The sequence below is a fragment of the Streptomyces sp. EDA2-14 genome (assembly GCF_054963755.1).
In genome coordinates this window covers 223,618-243,894 of the sequence record NZ_JBUEGE010000011.1, presented here as the reverse complement: position 1 = coordinate 243,894, position 20,277 = coordinate 223,618, and the positions used below count along the sequence as shown (strand labels likewise).

Annotated in this window: 16 protein-coding genes; 10 read left to right on the top strand and 6 right to left on the bottom strand. The window is 72.3% G+C overall.

The window, feature by feature from the left end:
- Positions 1-12: 12 nt before the first annotated feature.
- Positions 13-1,467, bottom strand: coding sequence for an aldehyde dehydrogenase family protein (locus ACY34M_RS25615; RefSeq protein ID WP_462720647.1), 1,455 nt, complete (start codon positions 1,465-1,467; stop codon positions 13-15).
- 126 nt (positions 1,468-1,593) lie between these two features.
- Here ACY34M_RS25615 and ACY34M_RS25610 point away from each other — a divergent pair, with 126 nt between their 5' ends.
- Positions 1,594-3,306, top strand: a complete 1,713-nt coding sequence (locus tag ACY34M_RS25610; protein ID WP_462720646.1) for a helix-turn-helix domain-containing protein — start codon at positions 1,594-1,596, stop codon at positions 3,304-3,306.
- On the opposite strand, the gene ACY34M_RS25605 is transcribed toward ACY34M_RS25610, so the two are convergent.
- Entirely contained in the window at positions 3,224-4,681 is a 1,458-nt protein-coding gene (locus ACY34M_RS25605) for an MFS transporter (RefSeq protein WP_462720645.1), read from the bottom strand. The two genes, ACY34M_RS25610 and ACY34M_RS25605, sit on opposite strands and share 83 nt — an antisense overlap.
- A gap of 296 nt (positions 4,682-4,977) precedes the next feature.
- Here ACY34M_RS25605 and ACY34M_RS25600 point away from each other — a divergent pair, with 296 nt between their 5' ends.
- The 6 genes from ACY34M_RS25600 (at position 4,978) to ACY34M_RS25575 (ending at position 11,908) form a co-directional block, all read left to right on the top strand.
- Positions 4,978-6,531, top strand: a complete 1,554-nt coding sequence (locus ACY34M_RS25600; RefSeq protein WP_462720644.1) for a hypothetical protein — start codon at positions 4,978-4,980, stop codon at positions 6,529-6,531.
- Positions 6,532-6,668: 137 nt separating this feature from the next.
- Positions 6,669-7,391: a TenA family transcriptional regulator gene (locus ACY34M_RS25595; RefSeq protein ID WP_462720643.1), complete on the top strand. Its 723-nt coding sequence runs from the start codon at positions 6,669-6,671 to the stop codon at positions 7,389-7,391.
- A gap of 79 nt (positions 7,392-7,470) precedes the next feature.
- Positions 7,471-7,815, top strand: coding sequence for a Rieske (2Fe-2S) protein (locus ACY34M_RS25590; RefSeq protein WP_462720642.1), 345 nt, complete (start codon positions 7,471-7,473; stop codon positions 7,813-7,815).
- Between the two features lie 5 nt (positions 7,816-7,820).
- The gene (locus ACY34M_RS25585) at positions 7,821-9,098 is read left to right on the top strand and encodes an NAD(P)/FAD-dependent oxidoreductase (RefSeq protein ID WP_462720641.1); all 1,278 of its coding nucleotides are present in this window, start codon (positions 7,821-7,823) and stop codon (positions 9,096-9,098) included.
- A 2-nt stretch (positions 9,099-9,100) separates the two neighbouring features.
- Positions 9,101-9,421 carry a Rieske (2Fe-2S) protein gene (locus ACY34M_RS25580; RefSeq protein WP_462720640.1) on the top strand — a complete coding sequence of 107 codons (321 nt, stop codon included), beginning with the start codon at positions 9,101-9,103 and terminating at the stop codon, positions 9,419-9,421.
- A gap of 294 nt (positions 9,422-9,715) precedes the next feature.
- The gene (locus tag ACY34M_RS25575) at positions 9,716-11,908 is read left to right on the top strand and encodes a glycosyltransferase (RefSeq protein WP_462720639.1); all 2,193 of its coding nucleotides are present in this window, start codon (positions 9,716-9,718) and stop codon (positions 11,906-11,908) included.
- On the opposite strand, the gene aceE is transcribed toward ACY34M_RS25575, so the two are convergent.
- The 3 genes from aceE to ACY34M_RS25560 form a co-directional block, all read right to left on the bottom strand.
- Positions 11,901-14,708: a pyruvate dehydrogenase (acetyl-transferring), homodimeric type gene (gene aceE, locus ACY34M_RS25570; protein WP_462720638.1), complete on the bottom strand. Its 2,808-nt coding sequence runs from the start codon at positions 14,706-14,708 to the stop codon at positions 11,901-11,903. The two genes, ACY34M_RS25575 and aceE, sit on opposite strands and share 8 nt — an antisense overlap.
- A 161-nt stretch (positions 14,709-14,869) precedes the next feature.
- Positions 14,870-15,505, bottom strand: coding sequence for a GntR family transcriptional regulator (locus tag ACY34M_RS25565; RefSeq protein WP_462720637.1), 636 nt, complete (start codon positions 15,503-15,505; stop codon positions 14,870-14,872).
- A 16-nt stretch (positions 15,506-15,521) separates the two neighbouring features.
- Complete coding sequence (locus tag ACY34M_RS25560; protein ID WP_462720636.1) at positions 15,522-16,712, bottom strand: MFS transporter; 1,191 nt, start codon at positions 16,710-16,712, stop codon at positions 15,522-15,524.
- Between the two features lie 54 nt (positions 16,713-16,766).
- On the opposite strand from ACY34M_RS25560, the gene ACY34M_RS25555 reads away from it, so the two are divergent.
- The 3 genes from ACY34M_RS25555 (at position 16,767) to ACY34M_RS25545 (ending at position 18,637) form a co-directional block, all read left to right on the top strand.
- Positions 16,767-17,516, top strand: coding sequence for an AraC family transcriptional regulator (locus ACY34M_RS25555; protein ID WP_462720635.1), 750 nt, complete (start codon positions 16,767-16,769; stop codon positions 17,514-17,516).
- Positions 17,517-17,687: 171 nt separating this feature from the next.
- Positions 17,688-18,170: a MarR family winged helix-turn-helix transcriptional regulator gene (locus ACY34M_RS25550; protein ID WP_462720634.1), complete on the top strand. Its 483-nt coding sequence runs from the start codon at positions 17,688-17,690 to the stop codon at positions 18,168-18,170.
- Between the two features lie 11 nt (positions 18,171-18,181).
- Positions 18,182-18,637 carry a MarR family transcriptional regulator gene (locus ACY34M_RS25545; protein WP_462720633.1) on the top strand — a complete coding sequence of 152 codons (456 nt, stop codon included), beginning with the start codon at positions 18,182-18,184 and terminating at the stop codon, positions 18,635-18,637.
- A gap of 47 nt (positions 18,638-18,684) precedes the next feature.
- Here the strand turns inward: ACY34M_RS25545 and ACY34M_RS25540 are convergent, their stop codons facing one another.
- A complete protein-coding gene (locus ACY34M_RS25540) occupies positions 18,685-20,214 on the bottom strand; it encodes an MFS transporter (RefSeq protein ID WP_462720632.1) in 1,530 nt (509 codons plus the stop codon).
- Positions 20,215-20,277 lie beyond the last annotated feature (63 nt).

Below are 20,277 nucleotides of genomic sequence, written 5' to 3'. Positions count from 1 at the left end.
AGGGCGTAGGGGTCAGCGGGCTGTGAGTGCGTCGCAGTAGACCGTCTTGGTGTCCGTCACGAACTCCAGGGCCGCCCGGCCGCCCTCCGGGAACGCGCCGGAGCTGGACGCGCCCCAGCCGCCGAAGGGAGGCGCGACGCCGTTTCCGGTGGTCCGCTGGTTGACCTTGACGATGCCGTGCCGCGCGGCCCGCACGAAGCGGGCCGTCGTGGCCAGGTCGCGGGTGTGCACGGCGGTGACCAGCCGGTGGGCGTCGGAGTTGAGGGCGGCCAGGGCCTCCTCCGGGCCCTCGACCGGTACGACCGAGAGCAGCGGGCCGAAGATCTCCGCGGTGTTCACGGGGTGGCCCGCGGGGACGCCGGTGAGCAGCGTCGGCAGCAGCCAGTGGCCCGCCGGGTCGGCGCCGGGGACCAGGGTGCCGCCCGCGACCGCCCGCGCCCCCGCCGCGAGCGCCGAGTCCAGCAGTCCGGCGACCCGGTCCCGCTGGACCGCCGTGGCCGCCGGGCCCATCGCCGCGGCCGGGTCGTCGCCGGGCCCCACGGTGAGCTTCGCGGTGCGCTCCGCCAGGAGTTCGGTGAACTCGGCCGCCACGGCCCGGTCCACCAGCACCCGGTCCGTCGCCGTGCACACCTGCCCCGTCAGGCCGAAGGCGCCCGCCGCCACCTCGGTCGCCGCGTGCTCCAGGTCGGCGTCGGCACACACCAACGCCGCGTTGTGCCCGCCGAGTTCGAACTGCGTACGGACGCCGGGGCGCACGGTGCGGTGCAGTACGGCGCCGGTCCGGTCCGAGCCGGTGAAGCTGACGGCCCGCACCTGCGGCGCCCCGGCCAGCGCGGCCATCGTCTCCGGATCGTCGCCCTGCACCACGCGCAGCGCCTCCTCGGGCACCCCGCCGCGATGGCAGGCCGCGGCGAGCCGGGCCCCGACGCCCGGTGTCACCGGCGACGGCTTGAAGACGACCGTGTTGCCCGCCGCGAGCGCGGGCGCCACCTTGCGGGCCGCGAGCGACAGCGGGAAGTTCCACGGCGTGACGGCCACGACGACACCGAGCGGCACCCGCAGCGTCCACGCGGACACACCCGCGGACTCGGCCGGGTACGTGGTGCCCTCGACGAAGAACGCCAGCTGCGCCGCGAGCCGGAACTGCTCGACCGTCTTGGCCACTTCGCCGCGCGCGGCACCGAGCGTCTTGCCCTCTTCGGCGCAGATCAGCGCGGCGATCGCGGCCGAGTCCTCGGCGAGCGCGGCCGCCGCGCCGTGCAGCGCCTCCGCGCGCCGCCCGGCGGTCGCACCGGCCCACGAGGACAGGGCGAGATCGGCCGTGCGCACCGCGTCGGCGGCGTCGGCCGCGCTCGACGCCGGTACCTCGGTGACCTGTCGGTGCGGGGCGGCCGGGTCGAAGGACGTCACCGCCGCCGGTGGGTGGTTGCGGGAGGTGGTCTGGTGCGCAAGTGGCTTCTGAGTCAAGATGACCTCCACGTTCTCGTCGGCCCCGACCGCGTCATCGGCTTTTCCCGTGCCCCCAGCATTCGTCGCGAAGGTGCCGGGCGGCTTCGTACAATCCGCACCTTCGCCGCAGGAGGATGTAGGCAGATGGCACACGACGTAGCGCACAAAAGGGAGTTGACGGTCGAAAGGCTCCTCGCCGAGCCCGCCGTCGGCGGACGGCTCCTCGGCGGGAAGGCCGGCCTGCGGCACGCGGTGACGTGGTGCCTGCCGCTGGCGGAACTGCCGCCGGGGCCCGGCCCCGAGCGTCCCGCGGCGGGCGCGGACCTGACCGGGATCGTGGTGTACGCGCCGGTCGCCGAGCTGACGTGCGCGCCCGACTGCCGGCGTCTGCTCGCCGGGCTCGCGGCGCGCGGCGTCGCCGCCGTCCTCGCCCGCCCGCAGCCGGGCGTGGAACCGGACTTCGGGCCGCTGATGCGGGCGGCGGACGCCGCGGACCTGCCGCTGGTGCGGCTCGCGCCCGAGGCCACGTACCACCACATCGGGCGGCTCGTGGCGACGAAGACGATCGCGGACAGCGCCCATGTGCTGGAGTACGGCGTGCGCGTGCACCGCACCCTGGGCGAGGTCTTCGCGTCCGGTTCGGGGCTTCCCGCGCTCGCCCGGTCCATGGCCACGCTCGCGGGCGCCTGCGTGCTCATCATGGACGAGGAGGGCGGGCTCCTGTCCCGCGCCGAGCGGGAGCGGTCCGCCACGGACGCGCGGTGGCAGGAGCTCGCGGACGCGGTGCACACCAAGCAGGGGCCGCCCGTCGAGTCCGCCGCCGGACACACCCACGCCACCGCCACCGACCACGACGTGGCCTGGGGCGACGAGGAGGTGCACGTCGTCACTGCCCCGGTGCGGGTGGCGGGCGAGCCGTACGGGACGGTCGCCGTCGTGGAACCCGGCGCCGAGCCCGCCGCCCACGACCTCGCCCAGCACCGGGTCATCGTCGAACAGGGGGCGCCCCTCGTCGCCTCCGAGATCCTGCGGCAGCGCTCGGTCGTCGAGGCGGAGGAGCGCTCGCGCGACGACTTCCTCGACACCCTCGTGCACGGCCGCTTCACCGACGCGCACGAACTGGAGGCCAGATCGCGGCACTACCGCTTCGACACGGAGGCCGAGCACGCCGTGTTCGTCGCGTCCGTGCCGTACGCGGGTCCGGTCAGGGCGCAGTCCCTGCCGCGCGCGGTGGGCGCGCTGCGTGGCGGGCCCGGTTTCACCCTGGCGGCGCTGATGGGACAACTACTCGTGGTGGTCGCCGAGTTCGGGTCCGATGCGGGCAAGGGGGCGCAGGCGCGGTTCGGGCGGCAGCTCCAGCGGCTCGTCTCCGAGCGCATGTCGAGCGGTGTGCAGGTGGCGTACGGGCGGGCCGCGCTCGGTGCGGCCGGTGTCGCGGCGAGCTACCGGGAGGCGCGGATCGCTCTGGAGCTGTCGGGGCGGGTGCGCGTGGCGGAGGTGTGCGGCTACGACGAGCTGCAGGTCTTCGCGGCGGTCGAGGCGGCGGCGAACTCGGCGCAGGGGCGGGAGTTCGCCCACGAGGTGCTCGGGCCGCTGCGCCGCGCGGACGGGCAGACCGGGAACCTGGAGGAGGTCGTGCTGGCCTACATAGCCGAGTCCGGCAACCTCAACGCGGCGGCCCGCCGACTCCAACTGCACCGCAACACCATGCTGTACAAGCTGGAACGTGCCTCGCGGGCCCTCGGCATGGACGTACGGGTGGCGGAGACGCAGTTCACGGTGTGGCTGGCCCATCGGATCGATTCGCTGAACGACTCGCTGCGGGTGCTGCAGGCGGAGCTGGCGCCGCCGGCGTAGGACGGCCGGTCCTCCCGGAGGCGCCGCTGTCGCGTCCCACCGATGCCACGACCACCCCGACCGCCGCGATCCCCGCACACACCACGAACACCCGGACCAGGTCGGATGGTTGGGTGCCGAGCAGCGCCACGGACGCCGCGCCCAAAGACGTCGCACCGAAGCGGATCAGGCTGAACAGGCCGAGGCCCGCCCCCGTGCGCCCCGCCGCCGAGCGCGAGGCACCCGTGGCCGCCGGGGTCTGCACGAACGCGATCCCCGACCCGGTCAGCACGAGCGCGGCCACCACCGGCCACACACCCACGCCGGCCCCGGTCCCGGCCGCCAGCAGCACCGACCCGCAGAGCAGCACCGCGAGACCCCACCGCATGACACCCCGCCCGCCGTACCGCTCCGTGCACCGCCCGGCCACCGGGGCGAGCGACGCCATCGCCAGTGGCAGTGCCAGGACGGCAAGCCCGGTACGGGACTGCGACATGCCCTGCGTACCGACGAGGTGGGCGGGGACGGCCAGGAGCACCGCGCCGAGCACGAACATCTGCACCGCCGCCGCGAACGACGACCGCACCCAGCGGAGTTCGACCAGCCGGCGGGGGTGCAGGAAAGGCGCGGACCGGCCGCTCTCGACCAGCAGGAAGGCGCCGAGCGCGCACACTCCGGCAACCGCCGCTCCCCACACCACGGGCGCCCCCACGCCCAGCGAGGGCACCGCGGCGGCGGACACGAGCAGCAGCGCCGCCCCGCACGTCAGGGTCAGCGCACCGGCCGCGTCCAGGCGGGGCCGCGGCCGTGCCCGGTCACCGCCGTCCGCGCGGTCACAGCAGTCGTCGCGGGGCAGCAGCAGCCATCCGCCGACCACGACGAGCGCGGACAGCGGCACGATCTGCCAGAACACCGCGCGCCAGCCGAGGAGTTCGGCGAGCACGCCACCCGTGGTCGGGCCGAGCGCCTGCCCCGCCCCGTTCGCCGCCGCCCACAACGACAGCGCCCTGCCGCGCCGTTCCTCCCCGAGCACCTGCACGACGAGGACCATCACCACCGGCAGCACCGGCGCCGCCGACAGGCCCTGAAGCATGCGGAACGCCACGAGCAGCGGCAGGTTCGGGGCGAGCGCCGCCCCCGCCGCGCCCAGGATCATCGACGCCATCGACGCGCACAGCACCCGACGGTGCCCGAACCGGTCGCCCAGCCACCCGGACAGCGGCATCAGCGCCGCGAGGGTCACCGGGAACGCGGTCGCCACCAGCACACCCCGGCCGAGCGGCGCGTGCAGATCGGCCAGGATCGCCGTCATGGGGACGTTGACCACGGTGTTCGCCATCGTCGTGGTCAGCGTCGCGGTGAGCAGGGGAAGCAGACCGAGGCGGGCGGCGCGCATGCCCGGAGTATGCACGGACACACCCGTCGCGAGCCATGTGCACACCGCCCACGAAATGCGTGCGCGGCAGGGCACTTGGCACACGCGCCGCCCCGTGCGACGGCCCGGTCACCGGCCCGAAATCCAGGGGAAACGCACGGTGTCACCGGCCCGCACACTGCACAAATAATGTCGCCGACAATGTGCATCGTCCCCCTGTGGCCTGGCAGCCGGGGTCGTCAGCATGCCCGTCAACCACCCGACAACCATCGGAACTTCGGCCCCGCTGACCCGGGCGCCGGGTAGGGAGTGCGGACGTGGAACTCACTGCTGCGCACTGGACGTATCTCGCGGGGGTAGTAGTCATCATCGGCGTGATGATCGCGCGCCGGAACATCGTCGTCCCGGCCGTCCTCGCGACCTTCCTGACGGCCTGGGCCTACAGCGGCGACCTCGTCAAGGGACTCGCCTCGATCTTCACCGCGAGCCTGACGGCCGCCGGTGAACTCTTCTCCATCTTCCTCATCATCGCCATCATCACCGCGCTGCTCGGCGGGCTGCGCGCGATGGGCGCCGAGCAGCGCATGGTGCGTCCGTTCCGCGCGCTGATGCGGGGCGGGCGGGCCGCGTTCCTGACCATCGCCGCCGCCACGTACTTCATCAGCCTCTTCTTCTGGCCGACGCCCGCCGTCCCGCTCATCGGCGCGATCCTGCTGCCCGCCGCGATCCGGGCCGGTCTCCCCGCCATGACCGCGGGCGCGGTGATGGCCGTCGCGGGCCAGGGCATGGCGCTCTCCAGCGACTACGTCATCCAGGTCGCGCCGGGACTGTCCGCGAAGGCCGCCGGGGTGGGCACGAGCGCCGTCGCGGACCGCGCCATGGTGCTGTCACTGATCACCGGCGCGGTGGCCCTGGGCTTCCTGTACTGGCGCGCCCGGCGCTCCCTGGGCGTCGCCAGCGACGAGCACGAACTGCGCTGGCTCGCCCGCGAGAACGGTCTCGACCTCGGGGCCGAACCGCAGCTCGGCGGCGCGCCCGGCGCCCGCGGCATCGGCAAGGGGACGGCCGCCGCTGCCGCGACGCGCGCCGCCACCGGATCCGACACCGGCACGCAGGTACTCGAAAGCGCCCCGGACACCGCGGCGGCCCCGGCGAAGGCCGAACCGGTGCGCCGCTCCCGCCTGTTCGCCGTGCTCGTCCCGGTCACCTTCGCCGCCATCGTCGGCTACATGCTCCTCGGCAAGTTCACCGACGTGGTCGGCGACGTGCAGGGCGACGAGGCGGCCGGGCTCGTCGGGGGCGTCGCGATGCTGCTGCTGTTCGCGGCGGTCTTCAGCATCGACGGCAGCCACGGGCTGACCACCGCCGCCTCCCACGTCGTGGACGGTCTGGTGTTCGCGTTCAAGGCGATGGGCGTCGTCGTGCCCATCGCGGGCTTCTTCTTCCTCGGGAACGCCGAGTTCATCTCGCAGATCACGGGCGTGCACGAGGCCAAGCCACCGGCCCTCCTGTTCGACCTGGTGGCCTCCGTCGACCAGCACATCCCCGACAACGGCTTCGTGCTGTCCTTCGCCATCCTCCTCATCGGCATGATCACCGGCCTGGAGGGCTCCGGCTTCGCGGGACTGCCGCTGACCGGATCGCTGGCCGGGGCGCTGGGCCCTGCCGCGCACACGGACCCGGCGACCCTGGCCGCCGTCGGTCAGATGGGCTCGGTGTGGACCGGCGGCGGCACCCTCATCGCCTGGTCCTCGCTGCTCGCCGTGGCCGGCGTGGCACGGGTGCCCGTGCAGGAACTCGTACGCCACTGCTTCCTGCCCGTGGTCGCGGGGCTCGCGGCGGCGACGGCGCTCGCCACGGTGATCTTCTGAACTCCTCCGAAGTGGCCGAGGGGAGCCCCGGCACTGTGCACAGAGTTCGCCGCAGGGCCTGTGCACAAACACCATCCACCGCTCAACTCGCCCCGCCTACTTTGGAGTCAACCGGAAAGCGGAAAGGACGCCGCAACATGACCGAGCTTCTCTCCAGGGACGAATTCCGCAGCGCTCTCGAAAACGCCATCAAGGGTCGCGAGGCGAAGAACGCCTCCTTCAGCAAGGCATGGGCCGACGGCGAACTCAAGCGCGAGCACTTCGCGCGCTGGGCCGAGAACCACTATCACTACGTCGGCCCGTTCGCCGACTACCTCGGCTACATCTACGGAAACACCCCGGACGAATTCACCGGCGCCAAGGACTTCACCCTCCAGAACATGTACGAGGAGGAGATCGCGGACATCCGCCACACCGACCTCCTCATCCGGTTCGCCGAGGCCTGCGGCACCACGCGGGAGCGCGTCGAGGACCCGTCCAACATGAACGCGGTCACCCGCGGCCTCCAGTCCTGGTGCTACGCCGTCGCGATGCGCGAGCACTTCGTCGTCGCCACCGCCGCGCTCGTCGTCGGCCTCGAATCGCAGGTCCCCAGCATCTACAAGAAGCAGATCATTCCGCTGCGCGGCTCCTACGGATTCACCGAGGACGAAATCGAGTTCTTCGAACTCCACATCACGTCCGACGTCGTGCACGGCGAACGCGGCTACCAGATCGTGCTCGACCACGCCGACACCCCGCAATTGCAGCAGCGCTGCCTCCAATTCGTGCGCTGGGGCGCCGAGATGCGCTTCGCGTACACCAAGGCGCTGTACGACACCTATGTCCGCCCGGACCTGGAGCAGGCCGCGGCCGCATGACGGAAGGCCGGAACGGGGCGGCGGGCGCCGCCCCCTTTCGCAGCCCGCACACCTGGACCGAACGACAGGGAGGGAGCCCATGTCCGACTGGGTGGACGTCGCCGAACTCACCGACCTCAGCAGGCGTCGCAAGAAGCTCGTGACCGTCGGCGACACCCGCATCGCCCTCTTCCACGACGGCGGCGAGGTCTACGCGTTCGCCGACGCCTGCGTGCACAAGGGCAAGGCCCTGTCCCGCGGCACCGTCCTCAATGGCCGCCTCATCTGCCCCGGCCACCAGTGGGCCTTCGACCTGCGCACCGGGCGGGCGGACGACCGGGACGAGTGCCAGCCCGGCTATCCGGTGCGGGTCGAGGCCGGCCGGGTCCAGGTGGACGCGGAGTCCCTCACCGCCGCCGCGGCGGCCCTGCCCGTACAGGAGTGAGCCCCATGCCCGAGCAGTCGGAGAACCCCCGCAGTGTCGCCGTGGTCGGCGCGGGCCAGACCGCGGCCGTCGCCGCCCGCACCCTGCGCCGCCGCGGCTTCGCCGGAACCATCACCCTGATCGGCGACGAGCCGTACGCCCCCTACCAGCGCCCGCCGCTCAGCAAGGAGCTCCTCGACGGCTCGCAGGGCCCCGAGGACGCCGCCCTGCTCTCCGAGGACTGGTGCCGCGACAACGACATCGCGCTCCGCCTCGGCGCCACCGCCCGCCGCATCGACACCGCGGGCCGCGCCGTGGAACTCACGGACGGCGGCCGCATCCCCGCCGACCGCGTCCTCCTCGCCACCGGGGCCCGCGCCCGCCGACTGCCCGGCGTGCCCGGGGACGACCCGCGGATCGTGCATCTGCGGGGCATGGCCGACGCGCTCCGGCTGCGCGAACTCCTGCGCCCCGGTGGCCGCGTGGTGATCGTCGGCGCCGGATTCGTCGGCTCGGAGGTCGCCTCCACCGCGCTTGCCCGGGGTGTCACCCCGGTGGTCCTCGAACAGGCGGCCGTGCCGCTCGCGGGCGTGCTCGGCCCGCAACTCGGCCAGTTCTGCGCCGAGGTGCAGCGAGCGAGCGGAGTCGAGCTGCACACCGGCGAGACCGTCAGGACGGTGACCACGACACCGGACGCCGTCGTCGTCACCACGGAGAGCGGTCTCGAGGTGGCGGGCGACGCCGTGGTCGTCGCGGTCGGCGCGCTCCCCAACACCGAGGTGGCCCGTGCCTCCGGACTGTCCGTCTCGAACGGCGTCCTCGCCGACGAGCACTGCCGCACCAGCGTCCCCGGCGTCTACGCGGCCGGTGACGTCGCCAACCACAAGCACCCCGTGTACGGCCGGTGGGTGCGCGTCGAGCACTTCGACAACGCCAACAAGCAGGCGATGGCCGCGGCCAAGAACATCCTCGGCCGGAGTGTCGTGTACGACGACCCGCACTGGTTCTGGTCCGACCAGTTCGGCCTCAATCTCCAGCACTGTGGTGATCCGCACGGCTGGGACCGGCTCGTCGTGCGCGGCTCGCCCGCCGAGCGCGACTTCATCGCCTTCTACCTGGCCGACGGCGTGCTCAGGGCGGCCTTCGCCGCGGAGCGCGGCGGCGACGTGTACGCGGCGAAGGAGCTGATCGCGGCCGGGGCGCGCCCCGACGCCGGGCTCCTCGCCGATGAGGACACGGACCTGATGGAACTCATGGAGCTCGCGGAGCCGGTCGCCGACGCGGCCGGGGCAGGGGGGAACTGACGGTGGCGACGGAACTGCGGTATGTGAAGGTGGCCCGCTCGGGCCAGGTCCCCGAAGGTGTCGTGCGCCGCTTCTTCGTCGGCGACCTCGAACTCGCGGTGTCCCGCTTCGAGGGCGACGTCCACGTCAGTGCCAACTACTGCACCCACCTCGCCTGCCATCTGTCGGCGGGCAAGGTCACCGAGGACGGGCTGCTGTGCTCCTGCCATGGGAGTGTCTTCGACTTCGCCACCGGCGAGCCGCTGTCGCCGCCCGCGGTGAAGCCCATCAAGGTGTACCCGGCGCGCGAGGAGAACGGCGAGATCCTCGTGGGCGGTCTGTGACCGTACGCGCCTGAGGCCGTGACCCGAAGTGAGCCCCCGGGTCACGGCCTCCGCCGTGCGTGGCCGAGCGGGTGCGCCGCGTAACTGGCGCGCTCAGGGTGCTGAATTCGGCGTGAGCGGACGAACCGTCACACCGGGCGTCCACATGACGGACGCCCAACTGCCTGCCACCGGACAGGACTTGTCATGCGACGCAACGCCCGAAGTCGCATATGTCCGCATCTAGGCATTTAATGTGACGGGAGACGTCAACCCGCACGTCCGTCTCAGCGCCACAGATCGGGCTCCCTACGCATGAAAATCGGCTTTCTGCTCTTCAATGCCTACGGAATCGGCGGCACCATCCGCTCCACGACGAACCTCGCGGGCGCCCTCGCCGAGGCGGGCCACGAGGTGGAGATCGCCTCGGTCGTGCGTTCCAGGGAACATCCCGCGCTGAAGCCGGCACCCGGAGTGCGGATCCGTCCGCTCGTCGAGGCGCGCCGCGGCGTCGCCGGCTTCGACCCGGAACACGACCCCGCGGCCCGTCCCTCACGGCTCTATCTCCGCGCCGACGGCCCCTACGCCCACGCCAGCACCCTGACGGACAGACGCGTCGTCGAGTGGCTCGACACCACCGACGCCGACGTGATCGTGGGAACACGCCCCGGCATCAATGTGCTGCTCGCCGAGCACGGCCCCCGCAACGCCCTGCGCATCGGGCAGGAGCACCTCACCCACGCCCTGCACAAGCCGGTCATCCAATCCGCGCAGGACGAGGCGATCGGCGCCCTCGACGCCTTCACCACCGTCTCCTACGCCGACGCCGAGAGCTATCGCGACGCCCTGCCCGGCGTCGACACCGAGATCCGCTGCATTCCCAACGGCGTCCCGCTGCCGGAGGTCGCCCCGTCCACCGGACGCAACAAGGTCGTCGTGGCGGCGGGCCGCCTCATCCCCGTGAAGAACTACGCGCTGCTCATCGAGTCCTTCGGCCACGTGGTCGCCGAGCGCCCCGACTGGTCGCTGCGCCTCTACGGCCGAGGCCGTCTCGCCGGCCGGCTGCGCGAGCAGGTCATGACGGCGGGGCTGACCAACCACGTGCGGCTCATGGGGGCCGTCGCACCCATCGAACCGGAATGGTCCAAGGGCTCCATCGCCGCGGTCTCCTCCAACGCCGAGTCCTTCGGCATGACCCTCGTCGAGGCCATGCACGCGGGCCTGCCCGTGGTCGCCACCGACTGCCCGTACGGGCCCGGCGAGATCCTCGACGACGGGCGCGACGGCTTCCTGGTGCAGCCCGGCGACCCGGAGGCGCTCGCCGCCGGTCTGCTCGACCTGATCGAGGACGACGAGCGGCGGCACGCCATGGCGCGGGCGGCGCGCGAGAAGGCGCTGACCTTCACCCCGCGGACGGCGGCGCGCCGCTTTCTCGACCTGGTCGCCGAACTGGGCGGCCCCGCGACCCCCGCGCAGCCGCAGACGGCTGGTCGCGTACGCCGCCCGGTGAGCAGCGTGGTCCGGCAGCACGCCGGAACCGTCGCCCGCCCCGTCCTGCGCGCGTCCCTGCGCACCCCCGTCCTCGCCCCCGCCGTCCGCACCCTGATGCCGCGCCGCGCGAAGCGCCTCACCCGCGTGCCCGCCTTCCGCCCCGTCGCCCGTACGACGGCCACCCCCGACGGGGACATCACGGTGGACATCACCGGGGTGCACACCCCCGGTGCCGCGCTGGTGCTGCGGCGCGGCGACGACGAGCTGCGTCTGCCGCTGCACGCGGAGCACGCGTCCCTGCGCGCCCGCATCGGCCGCGAGCACCCGCTCGACGAAGGGGAATGGGGCGTGTACGTGGAGCGGGCGCAGGACGGTGCGCGGCGCCGGGCCGACTCCCTCACGGTGGAGAGCGCCGCACTGGTGGGCCGCGCGCCGGAGGCGACCGAGGACCGGGTGACCTCCCGCATCCCCTTCACCACGGGCAGGGGACACCTCGCCGTACGGGCCTGGGACCGCCCCGCGCACCTGGAGATCGGCACCGTGGACACCGGCGGCTCCGCCGTCATCGTGGAGGGCCGGCTCCTCGGGCGTCCGCTGGACGGCGACGTCGCCGTGGTGGCAGCGCGGCGCGGCGCGACGCACACCACCTTCGAGTCGGCGGAGGTCGTGGTCTCCGACGGCCGCGTGTGGTTCTCCGTGCCGTACGCCGACCTCGCCGAGCGGTGCCGGGCGGCCGGCGAGGACTGCGAGCTGTGGGACCTGCACCTGGTCGACCGCCACCACCGGATCCCGGTCGGCCGGATCGGCGGCGACGTGGCCCTGCGCAAGGCCACCGACACCGTGCCTCCGGCCTTCCACACGCGGGACGGGGGACGGCGGGTGCGGATCGGCCCCTACTTCACCGCCGCCAACAGCCTCGCGCTGACGGTCCGCGAACTGACACCGACGCAGGAGCCCGCGGCCGAGAATGCGGTCGAGGGGCAGGCGCCGGGGGAGCGGCTGACCTCGGTCAGGTAGCGGCGTCGATGACGTCCTGCTTGCGGATGCGGCCGCCGATGCCGGTGCCGCGCACGGTGGACAGGTCGATGCCGGACTCGGCGGCGAGCCTGCGCACCAGCGGGGCGGCGTGGCCGGGGACCACGGGCGGGGCGGACCGCTCCGTCCCGCCCAGTCCGTAGCGCAGGGCCGCGCGCTCGGCGGCGTCCGCGTCGACCTCGCCGCGCGCGGCCAGCGTGCGCAGCGCGTGGACGACGACGGACTCGGCGTCCACACCGAAGTGGCGGCGCACGTTGGCCCGGTTGTCGGAGAGGCCGAAGCCGTCGGTGCCGACGGACGTCCACTGCTGGGGCACCCAGGGGACGATCTGGTCGGGCACCGCGCGCATCCAGTCCGAGACGGCGACGACCGGCCCCGGCGCGTCGGCGAGCGCCCCGGTGACGTACGGGACCCGGCCCGCCTCCTCGGCTGCCATCGCCTCGCGGCGCAGCAGGGTCCAGGACGGCGCGGACCACACGTCGGCGGCCACGCTCCAGTCCTCCGCGAGCAGTTCCTGCGCCTTGAGGATCCAGTGGATCGCCGTGCCGGAGGCGAGGAGCTGGACGCGCGGCGATGCGGCGGCCGGGTCCGTCGCCGCGCGGTAGCGGTACAGGCCGCGCAGGATGCCCTCCTCGACGCCCGCGCCCTCGGGCATCGGCGGCTGGATCTTCGTCTCGTTGTAGACGGTGAGGTAGTAGAAGACGTCCGCTGTGTCCTCGCCGTTCTCGCCGTACATGCGGCGCAGCCCGTCCCTGACGATGACACCGACCTCGTAGGCGAACGCCGGATCGTAGGGCAGGCAGGCCGGGTTGGTGGAGGCGATGAGGTGGGAGTGGCCGTCGGCGTGCTGGAGGCCCTCGCCGGTCATCGTGGTGCGCCCGGCGGTGGCGCCGATGACGAACCCGCGGCCCAACTGGTCCGCGAGCGCCCAGAACTGGTCGGCCGTCCGCTGCCAGCCGAACATCGAGTAGAAGATGTAGAACGGGATCATCGGCTCGCCGTGCGTCGCGTAGGAGGTGGCGGCGGCGGTGAACGAGGCGAGTGAACCTGCCTCCGTGATGCCCTCGTTGAGGATCTGGCCGCTCGTCGACTCCTTGTAGTAGAGGAGCTGGTCGCGGTCCACGGGCTCGTACGTCTGGCCCTTGGGGGAGTAGATCCCGGCGGAGGGGAAAAGGGACTCCATGCCGAAGGTGCGGGCCTCGTCGGGGACGACGGGCACCCAACGCGCCCCGGTGCCCTTCTCCCGCATCAGGTCCTTGACCAGGCGGACGAACGCCATCGTCGTGGCGATCTCCTGTCCGCCCGAGCCCTTGGCGAGCATGTCGAACGGCTTGGCGGACGGGGCGGGCAGCGGGCGGGCCGCGACACGGCGGGCGGGGGCCGGGCCGCCGAGCGCGCGGCGCCGCTCGTGGAGGTAGGCGACCTCGTCGGAGCCGGCACCGGGGTGGGCGTACGGCACGAGGCCCTCGCCGAGCTTCGCGTCGGGGATGGGCAGCTCCAGCAGGTCGCGCATGGCGCGGAACTCCTTGCCGGAGAGCTTCTTCATCTGGTGGTTGGCGTTGCGCGACTCGAAGCCGGGGCCGAGGGTCCAGCCCTTCACCGTCTGCACGAGGACGACGGTGGGCGCGCCCTGGTGGTCGACGGCCGCGCGGTACGCGGCGTGGATCTTGCGGGGTTCGTGGCCGCCGCGCGAGGTGCCCACGATCCGGGCGAGGTCGCCGTCGGAGTACGGGCGGGCGAGACCGGCGAGCGGTCCGGCGAAGAGGCGCTCGCGGATGTACGCGCCGTCGCGTGCGGCGAAGGTCTGCAACTGCCCGTCGGGAAGGGTGTCGAGGGCGTCGAGGAGCAGCCCGTCGGTGTCCGTGGCGAGCAGTCCGTCCCACTCCACGCCCCACGGCACCTTGACGACGTTCCAGCCGGCGGCGCGGAACTGCGCCTCCAGCTCCTGCATGATCTTGAAGTTGCCGCGCACCGGCCCGTCCAGGCGCTGAAGGTTGCAGTTGACGACGAAGGTGAGGTTGTCGAGTTCCTCGCGGGCGGCGAGGTTCAGGGCGGCCGTCGACTCCGGCTCGTCCATCTCCCCGTCGCCCAGGAACGCCCACACGTGGCTCCGGCCGGTGTCCTTGATCCCGCGGTGGTGCAGATAGCGGTTGAAGCGGGCCTGGTAGATCGCGGAGAGCGGGCCGAGGCCCATCGAGACGGTCGGGAACTCCCACAGCCAGGGCAGTCGGCGAGGATGCGGGTACGAGGGCAGTCCGCCGCCGCCCGCCTCCATCCGGAACCGGTCCAACTCGCCCTCGGACAGCCGTCCTTCGAGGAAGGCGCGGGCGTAGACGCCGGGCGACGCGTGTCCCTGGACGTAGAGCTGGTCGCCGCTGCCGTCCGCGTCCTTGCCCTTGAAGAAGTGCTGGAAGCCGACCTCGTAGAGCCAGGCGGCGGAGGCGTAGGTGGCCATGTGGCCGCCGAGTCCGCCGCGTTCGTTGCCGCGGGTGACCATGACCGCGGCGTTCCAGCGGTTCCACGCGGTGATCCGCGACTCCATCGCCTCGTCGCCGGGGTAGGCGGGTTCGGCGTCGGTCGGGACGGAGTTGACGTACGGGGTGGACGACGGTGCGGGCAGCGGCACCCCCTCCGCCAGCGCGTGATCGACCACGCGCCGCAGCAGGCGGCCCACGCGCCGCCGGCCGACGGCGCCGATCGCGCCGTCCACGGAGGCCAGCCACTCGGCGACCTCCTGCGGGTCGGGCTCCGGGAGCTGGTCCAGCTGGTGGTTCTGGGACATCGGGGACACAGGGGTTGCCCTTCCGTCGGGGCCACCCGGGGTGACGGGCGACCGCGCGTTCCGAAATTTCACTCTTCGAAAGATCAATTCCTCAGAGCAGAAGTTAGGTTGCCGCGGATCGCCCGGTCAATGAATACCAGCGAGTAATGTTCAATGATCGATCATTTTCCCGCGTACTCCATGACGTGCAGCTCCATCAGTCGTCCCAGGTGCGGGTCGCCCCGGCGCAGGACCTCGACGATCTCCTCGTGGTCCTCGGCGTTGTCGTGCAGCTCCGTGCGCAGCAGCCCCAGGGACAGCGCCGTCCAGGCCTCCACGCCCAGCCGGTCCCAGTGCCGGATCAGTACGGGGTTCCCGCACGCGTGGACGATGGTGCGGTGGAACGCCACGCCGTGCAGCGCCTGTTGGTGGCGGTCGCCCTCGGTGGCCGCGTGCCGCATGGCCCGCAGGTGTCGCTCGAGTTCGGCGACGTCGCCGGCCAGCCGTGGCGCCGCGAGCATGACGGCGCGCCGCTCCAAGGAGGCGCGCACCAGGTACACGTCCCGGAGCTGGTCCAGCGTCAGCTCCCGCACCCGTGCGCCCTTGTTGGGCGCCCACGTCACCAGCTCCATGGCCTCCAGCTCGCGCAACGCCTCACGTACCGGCGCCTGGCTGACGCCCAGCTCCTGGGCGATCCGCCGCTCCACGATCCGGTCGCCGGGCTCCCAGCGGCCCGCCACCAGGCCCTCCAGGACGAAGCGGCGGACCTGCTCGTGCAGGGGGACGCGGGCCAGGGGAGTGGGCGGTGGGGTCGGCACGGTGGCGCTCCTCGGTTCAGGCCTTCGGCTCGGGCTGTTTGCGCAATGATCGATCAACCGACACCGTACCCGCACCGTCGGGCTCGGGCAGCGTGCGGAACAGGAGCCAGCTCAGCAACGGCATCACGATGAGCGGGGTCAGGGCCGTGCGCAGTGAGGTGTGGTCGGCGACGGTGCCGACGACGGGGCTCGCCAGGCCGCCGATGCTCACCGTCAGACCGAGCGTGATGCCGCTCGCCGTGCCGACCCGCGAGGGCAAGTAGTCCTGGCCCAGCGTGACCTGGAGCGAGAACGGGACGTACAGGCCCGCCGACGTGAGGGCGAGGAAACCGTAGAGCGCCGGTCCCGGCACCCACACCACGCCCGTCACCGACGCGGCCGTCACCAGGTACGACCAGCCGGAGACGGTGACCCGGTCCCAGCGGCCCGCCAGCGCTCCGCCCAGGACACTGCCGACCGCGCCGCCCACGTAGAGCACGAACAGGGCCGCCGTGCCCGCCGCCTTGCTGCCGCCCATGCGCTGCGTCGCGTACAGGGAGACGAAGGTGCTCAGACCGGTGAAGACGACGGAGCGGCACACCACCGCGAACGACAGGCGGACGAAGGACTTCACGTCGTCCTTCGCCGGGATCGCCGCGGTGGAGGTCGACGACCGCCCGCGCCGACCCAGCGCGCGCAGCACCGGCAGGCAGATCGCGGCGCCCGCCGCCGCGGGCAGCGCCAGCAGCGGCGTGCACCGCAGCCCGCCCGCCGCGACCGCGGCGGCGACCAGGAGCGGGGCGAGGGCGAAACCGACGTTGCCGCCGAGCGAGAACCAGGCCATCGCGCTGTGGCTGCCACGGCTCGCGAGCCGGGCCACCCGCGCGGACTCCGGATGGTAGGCGGCCACCCCGATCCCGGACACCGCGACGACGGCGAGGGTCACCGCGTACGAACCGCTCGTCCCGCTCAGCGCGATGCCCACGCCCGCGAGCAGCGTGCTGACCGGGAGCAGCCAGGGCATCGCACGGCGGTCGGTGAGCAGGCCGAAGACCGGTTGCGCCACCGACGACAGCAGCGACGCCGCGAGCACGATTCCGGACACGGCGGCGTAGCTGTAGGCGCGTTCGGCGACGAAGTACGGCACGAGCGAGGCGACGGCGCCCTGGTAGACGTCCACGCAGGCGTGCCCGACGGAGAGCAGGGGGATCGCGGTGTTGGTTCGCACCCGGTCATCGTTGCGACCGCGCGTCCTGTCCCGCTTCCGATAACCTGCCAGGCGATGCCGCAGATCCGCCACACTCCGGTGGCCCCCACCCGCACCAGACACCTGGCGCACGGGGCCGAGATCGACGCGCACCGGCACGACGACCACCAGATCGCCTACGCGGGCCGCGGCGTCGTCGCCGTCACCACCGACGCCGGGTCCTGGGTCGCCCCGGGCACACGCGCGATCTGGGTGCCCGCCGACACCGTGCACGCCCACCAGGCGCACGGCGACGTCGAACTGCACTTCGTGGGGCTGCCCGCGACCGAGAACCCGCTCGGCCTCGACACCCCCGCCGTCCTCGCGGTGAGCCCGCTGCTGCGCGAGCTGATCATCGAGTACACGCGCGCCGCCACTGCCGACGACGAGAGTCCTGAACGCGCGCGCCTGCGCGCGGTGTTGCTCGACCAGTTGAGGCTCTCGCCGCAGCAGCCGCTGCACCTTCCGACGCCGACGGCCCCGCTGCTGCGTGCCGTGTGCGACCTGCTGTACGCCGATCCGGCCGACGGCCGCACCCTGGCCGAGCTGGGCCGGGAGGTCGGGGCGAGCGACCGCACCCTGTCCCGGCTGTTCCGCCGCGACCTCGGCATGACCTTCCCGCAGTGGCGCACCCAACTCCGCCTCCACCACGCGCTGGTTCTGCTCGCCGGGCGGGCGCAGGTGACGACGGTGGCGCGGCAGTGCGGCTGGTCGTCGACGAGCGCGTTCATCGACGTGTTCCGCCGCACCTTCGGACACACACCCGGCTCGCACCAGTCGCGTTAGGTTGACGGGACATTGAGCCCTAGGACCTGTCTTCAGTCTTGATCATGTGGCGGGGTGGAGGCGGTCCCGCTGGAGTTGTTCCGTCGGTCCGTTGCTGCGCCGAGTCGGGTGCGCCGTCACATCCGAGGAAAATAGTAGCCATGGACATAGTAGCCATGTATTCTATGCTGCATGAGCAAGGGTTCATCGCCGGGCCCCACGCCCGGATTCCTGGTATGGCGGCTCGCCAACAAGTGGCGCGTCGCGGTCGATCGCGCGGTGGGTCCGCTGGGTCTCACCCACGCGCAGTACTCGCTGGTCGCGTCCCTGCATGGCATGCAGCGCGCCGGCGAGCGGCCCAGTCAGCGCCGACTCGCCGACCACACCGGCCTGGAGGCGCTGTACGTCTCGAAGCTGGCGCGCGCCCTGGAGTCGGCCGGCTTGATCGAGCGCACCCGCGATCCCCGCGACCCGCGCGCCGTACAGCTCGCCCTCACCGAGCAGGGCGAGGCCGTCACACGGCAGGCCATCGCGGTGGTCCAGGAACTGCTCCAGCAGTTGCTGGAGCCACTCGGCGGCCTCGACGCCCCGCGCACGCGTGCACTCACCGGCGAGCTGGCGACCCTGCTCGACACACCTCTCGCTCCATTCGTACCGAACGACCAGAGCAATTAGGGGACAACACCATGACCACGACCGCATCCACCACCGCACCCGTCGCCAACGCCCGCGACCTCGCCCTGGCCCACTACGCCGCCCGCGGCGTAGTGGAGCACGTCCTGGCCCGGCACGGCGCCACGTTCCAGCAGCAGGTCGCCCTCCGCGCCGCCATCACCTCCGACACCCCGCAGACGCCGGACGATCTCCTCACTCAGGTCCAGGAGTCCCTCAAGGCGGACCCGGCCGACATCCGCGCCACCCTCGACGAGCTGCTGGGCAAGCAGCTGCTCGTCGCCGACGGTGCGCACCTGCGCCCCACTGAAGCGGGGCGCGAGCTGTTCGCGGCCGTCGGCGCGGAGACCGCCCCCGTCTCCGCCCGCATCTGGGGCGGGATGCCCGCCGAGGACCTGGCCGCCGCCGGCCGCGTCCTCGCCCTGGTCACCGAGCGCGCCAACGCGGAGCTTGCGGCACTGACCGCCTGACCGCCCGGCCAGTCCCTCGCGGAGTCATGGCGCGGCGTTGGCGTGGCTCACAAGCTCGGCTCCTTCGCGCGTGCCGCCTCGATGGACGCTGTCTGCTGTTTGAACGCGTGCAGTGAGAGCCACACGGCGATCAGGAGGCTGGCGATACAGATCCCGAGGGCGACGTGATACCCGATCTCGAACGAGTCACGGGCCGCCGCCTGCATGCGCGACGGGACTCTGTGAAGGCTCCCCGTCACGATGGGGTCGGAGGCACTGTGTGTTCGCCCGTATCGCGACGTGCCCCAGCTGTGTTGGGTTGCTGCCGCGCCAATGGCACCGATGAGCGCGAGTCCTCCCGCCGTACCGAGCTGGCGGGAGGAGTTCAGTACCGCCGAGGCAGCACCTGCGACGGGACCGGCGACGTCGCGCATGGCCACGTGGGTGATCCCGGGAACCAGCAGCCCGAAACCGACTCCAGCGACCAGGTATCCGATTCCCGCAACGACGAACGGGGTGGTCGGCGTCAGCGCGCTCAGCGCCGCGACCCCGAACGCTCCGGCCGCGCAGCCCGTGGTGACGATTGCGCGTGGCGTGAAGCGTCGACCGAGTTTGCCGGCCATCTGGGCCGTGACGAGGAACGGGGCGTTCATCAGCAGCCACGACAGGCCGGTATGAAGGGCAGACCAACCGAGAAGGTTCTGGAACATCAAGGTGACGTAGTAGAGCGTGCCGCCGAAGGCTACGTAGCTGAGGAAGTAGATGGCGCAGGAACTGAGGAAGGATGAATCGCCGCGCACAGCTCTCGGCACCAAAGGCTCGTCGGCACGGCGCTGCCACTGGACGAACGCCGCGAGGATCAGGCCGCCGCCGACAAGTGGCACCAGGGTTTGCGCTGGTTTCCAGGGGACATCGGTCGCGGTGATCAGTGCGAAGGTCACTGCTGCCAGACCCGCTGACGCGAGTACAACACCAGGAACATCAAGTGGCCGCGGCTCGGAGCTTGCGGCGGCTCGCGGGACAGTCAGCAGGAGCACGACGACCGTCACGACAATCATCGGGAGGTTGACCCAGAAGATAATTGACCAGTCGAAGACAGACAGCAGGAAGCCGCCGAGGACCGGGCCCGCACCGAAGCCGATACCACCGATCGCCGCCCACCAGCCGATCGCGTGACCGCGCTGGTCCGGCGGGTGGACATCGGTCAGCACAGCGAGCGTGAGCGCCAGGATCGCGGCTCCGCCGACGCCTTGCCCGATGCGTGCTCCCACGAGCGCGGAGGGACTGTGGGCCAGCGCTGCTGCCGCAGAGCAGAGACCAAAAACGACCAGACCGGTCAACAGGACGGGCCGGTGGCCGATCCTATCGCCGAGGGCGCCCATCAACGGGATCAGCGCTGCCAGCCCGAGCGCGTAACCGCTGATGATCCACTCCAGTGAGCCCGCGGTCGCCTGGAGGTCACGTTGGATCGTCGGGAGGGCGACATTGACGATGGTGACATCGAGCTGGATCACGAAGCCGGCCAGACACAACGCCAACAGCGCGATACGGCGGTGTCGGGCATCGAGGGTCGGCGCTGATTGGCTGGGGGTCGTCACATCGTGCTCCTGTCACGTTCTCGCTCATACGCGTGTCATAGGCACTGACACCCCGCAAGACGA